A 3,825-nucleotide genomic window follows, 5' to 3' on the forward strand; every position below is an offset into this window, starting at 1 on the left:
GACACTGTCCCGCCCCGAACCCCCGTCCCGCCCCGAACTCCCTGGAGGAACCGTGCTCTTCGACCTGACCGACCGCGTGGCGCTCGTCACCGGATCCAGCCGCGGCATCGGCCGCGCCGTCGCCACCGGTCTCGCCGAGGCGGGCGCCACCGTCGTCCTGAACGGCCTCGACCCGGAGCGGCTCGAGGCCACCCGCGCCGAACTCGCCAAGCGGTTCCCCGGCGCCGACGGCCGCCCGCGGATCCACGCCCGCGCCTTCGACGTCACCGACGACGCGGCCGCGGAGGCCGGAGTCGCCTGGATCGAGGAGGCGGTGGGTCCGCTGCGCATCCTGGTCAACAACGCCGGGGTCCAGCATCGCGTGCCGCTGCTGGACCTCGACGTCGCCGACTGGGAGCGGGTGCTGCGCACCAACCTCACCAGCGCCTTCGTGGTGGGCCGAGCGGCGGCGAAGCGGATGATCCTGCGCGGCGCCGGGAAGATCGTCAACGTCGCCTCGGTGCAGGCCGACCTCGCGCGCCCGACGATCGCGCCCTATACGGCATCCAAGGGTGGGATTCGCAACCTCACCCGGGCGATGACAGCGGAGTGGGCGCAGCACGGCATTCAGGTCAATGCGATCGCGCCGGGCTACATCCACACCGAGATGACCCAGAAGCTCGTCGACGACGAGGCGTTCACCTCCTGGATCCTCGGTCGCACCCCCGCGGCGCGCTGGGGTCGCGTGGAGGACCTGATCGGCCCGGCCGTCTGGCTCGCCTCCGACGGCTCCGACTACGTCAACGGGCAGGTCGTCTTCATCGACGGCGGTATGACCGTCGTCGTCTGAGCGGCCGCCACCCCGCCCCTCCACCGAACGGACTCCGCATGCCCACCCCCCTTCCCGCCTCGACCACCCGCGTCGTCGTGCACGCCGCCGGCGACCTCCGCGTCGAGGAGGCGCCGCTACCCGCGCGCGGTCCCGCCGACGCCCTCGTCGCCGTCGCCTACGGCGGGATCTGCGGCTCCGACCTGCACTACTGGACGCACGGAGCCGCGGGCGAGTCGATCCTCCGCGAGCCGCTGACCCTCGGCCACGAGGTCGTCGGAACGGTCGTCGAGGCCGCCGCAGACGGCACCGGTCCCGCGACCGGTACGGCCGTCGCCGTCCACCCCGCAACCGCTCACGGCGAGTGGCCCGACGGGCGCCCCAACCTCGCCACCGAGGGCACCTACCTCGGCAGCGCGGCACGACTGCCGCACACCCAGGGCGCCTTCGCCCGCCACACGGTCCTGCCGGCGCGGATGCTCCGCGAGCTCCCCGCGGGGCTGGGGCTCCGGGAGGCGGCGCTCGCGGAGCCGGCGAGTGTCGCCTGGCACGCGGTGTGGCGAGCGGGCGCGGTCTCCGGACGGCGCGCGCTGGTGATCGGCAGCGGCCCGATCGGAGCGCTGATCGTCGCGGTGCTGAAGCGGGCGGGCGCGGCGGAGATCGTCGCGGTCGATCTCGCGGAGGAGCCGCTCGCCATCGCCCGCGCGGTCGGAGCGACCCGAACCATCCGCGCGACCGCCGCCGACGCGATCGCGGAGGTCGCCGCCGACGTCGTCTTCGAGTCCTCCGGCAGCCCGCGCGGGTTGATGTCGGCCGTCCGCGGTGCGGCGCGCGGCGGCACCGTCGTGATGGTCGGACTCCTGCCCTCGGGCGAGCAGCCGGCGCTGATCTCGCTCGCGATCACGCGGGAGCTGCGCCTCATCGGCTCCTTCCGCTTCGTCGACGAGCTCGACGAGGTGCTGGCGGCGCTCGCCGACGGCACCCTCGACGTGGGGCCGGTGGTCACTCAGGTGCTGCCGCTGGACCGCGCACTCGAGGCCTTCGAGCTCGCCCGCGACGCCGCGCGCTCAAGCAAGGTGCTGCTCGATTTCACCTCCTGACGCCTGCCGCGGGGGCCTGGAACCGCCCGAGCGTTCGGACCTGCCTCGGACGCGGCGCCGCCGGAGCACTACCGTTACAGCATGGCGTCCACCGATACCCCCGATTCCGCCCCTGAGGCCGACACCGCTTCCGAGAGCACCCCCACGCTCACCTTCTCCGACCTCGGTCTCAGCGACCCGGTCCTCAAAGCCCTCAAGGAGGTCGGCTACGAGACGCCCTCGGCCATCCAGGCCGCGACGATCCCGTCCCTCCTCTCCGGCCGCGACGTCCTCGGCGTCGCCCACACCGGCACCGGCAAGACCGCGGCGTTCGCGCTGCCGATCCTCTCGCGCCTCGACCTCGCGCAGAAGACGCCGCAGGCGCTCGTGCTGGCTCCGACCCGCGAGCTCGCACTGCAGGTCTGCGAGGCGTTCGAGCGCTACGCGTCGAACCTGCGCGGCGTGCACGTCCTCCCCGTCTACGGGGGTCAGGGCTACGGCACCCAGCTCTCCGCGCTGCGTCGCGGCGTCCACGTCGTCGTCGGCACGCCCGGCCGCATCATGGACCACCTCGAGAAGGGCACCCTCGACCTCTCAGCGCTGAAGTACCTGGTGCTCGACGAGGCCGACGAGATGCTCAAGATGGGCTTCGCGGAGGACGTCGAGACGATCCTCGCCGACACCCCCGTGGAGAAGCAGATCGCGCTGTTCTCGGCGACGATGCCCGCCCAGATCCGCCGCATCTCCGGCAAATACCTGAAGGAGCCGGAGGAGATTACGGTCAAGAACAAGACCACGACCTCCGTCAATACCACCCAGCGGTACCTGATGGTGTCGTACCCGCAGAAGGTCGACGCCCTCACCCGCATCCTCGAGGTCGAGAACTTCGAGGGCATGATCGTGTTCGTCCGCACCAAGAGCGAGACGGAGACGCTGGCCGAGAAGCTGCGCGCCCGCGGCTACACCGCGGCGGCGATCAGCGGAGACGTGCAGCAGGCCCAGCGCGAGCGCACGGTCGACCAGCTGAAGTCGGGCAAGCTCGACATCCTGGTCGCCACCGACGTCGCTGCCCGCGGCCTCGACGTCGAGCGGATCAGCCATGTCGTCAACTACGACATCCCGATCGACACCGAGTCGTACGTGCACCGCATCGGCCGGACCGGTCGCGCGGGGCGCAGCGGAGCGGCGATCAGCTTCGTCACGCCGCGCGAGCGCCGCCTCCTCACCGCCATCGAGAAGGCCACCCGCCAGCCGCTGACCGAGATGCGGATGCCGAGCGTCGAGGACGTCAACGTCACGCGCCTCTCCCGCTTCGACGACGCGATCACCGCGGCCCTGGCCGACACCGAGCGCCTACAGCGTTTCCGCGACATTATCGGCCACTACGTCGAGCACCACGACGTCGTCGAGTCGGACGTCGCCGCCGCGCTGGCGATTGTCGCCCAGGGCGAGGAGCCGCTGCTGCTCTCGCCGGATGACCCGCGCTTCGCCCGTCGCGAGCGCGAGGACCGCGACTCCCGGCCCGATCGCGGCGACCGGCCCGAGCGCGGAGACCGCGGCGGCGACCGGGGGGAGCGCCCCGAGCGCCGTCAGCGCCCGGCGAACAGCAACCTCGCCTCCTACCGGATTGAGGTCGGCCGCCGCCAGCGCGTCGAGCCCCGCCAGATCGTGGGCGCGCTCGCGAACGAGGGCGGCCTCAACCGCGGTGACTTCGGCCACATCGACATCCGCCCGGACTTCTCGATCGTCGAACTGCCCGCCGACCTGCCGCAGGAGGTGCTCGACCGCCTCGCCGACACCCGCATCAGCGGCCAGCTGATCGAGCTCAAGCCGGATCGCCGTCCGAGCCGCGCCGGACGCCCCGCCGGCCCGAGCCGCTCCACGGAGCGCCCGGACCGCAAGCCGCGCTACTGACCCCCCTCCGCGAGATGCCACTTA

At 72.5% G+C, this 3,825-nt stretch carries 3 protein-coding genes; all 3 read left to right on the plus strand.

The genetic code is table 11. The features are described from left to right. Positions 1-52 precede the first annotated feature (52 nt). Positions 53-829, plus strand: coding sequence for an SDR family oxidoreductase (locus tag C5D07_RS04485; protein ID WP_104272520.1), 777 nt, complete (start codon positions 53-55; stop codon positions 827-829). Between the two features lie 38 nt (positions 830-867). Next, positions 868-1,908, plus strand: a complete 1,041-nt coding sequence (locus C5D07_RS04490; RefSeq protein WP_068256209.1) for an L-idonate 5-dehydrogenase — start codon at positions 868-870, stop codon at positions 1,906-1,908. Between the two features lie 81 nt (positions 1,909-1,989). Then, positions 1,990-3,801 carry a DEAD/DEAH box helicase gene (locus C5D07_RS04495; RefSeq protein WP_104258780.1) on the plus strand — a complete coding sequence of 604 codons (1,812 nt, stop codon included), beginning with the start codon at positions 1,990-1,992 and terminating at the stop codon, positions 3,799-3,801. The last annotated feature ends 24 nt before the right edge of the window (positions 3,802-3,825 follow it).

Origin of the sequence: Rathayibacter tritici (assembly GCF_002932875.1) — a bacterium.
Lineage (GTDB): Bacteria > Actinomycetota > Actinomycetes > Actinomycetales > Microbacteriaceae > Rathayibacter > Rathayibacter tritici.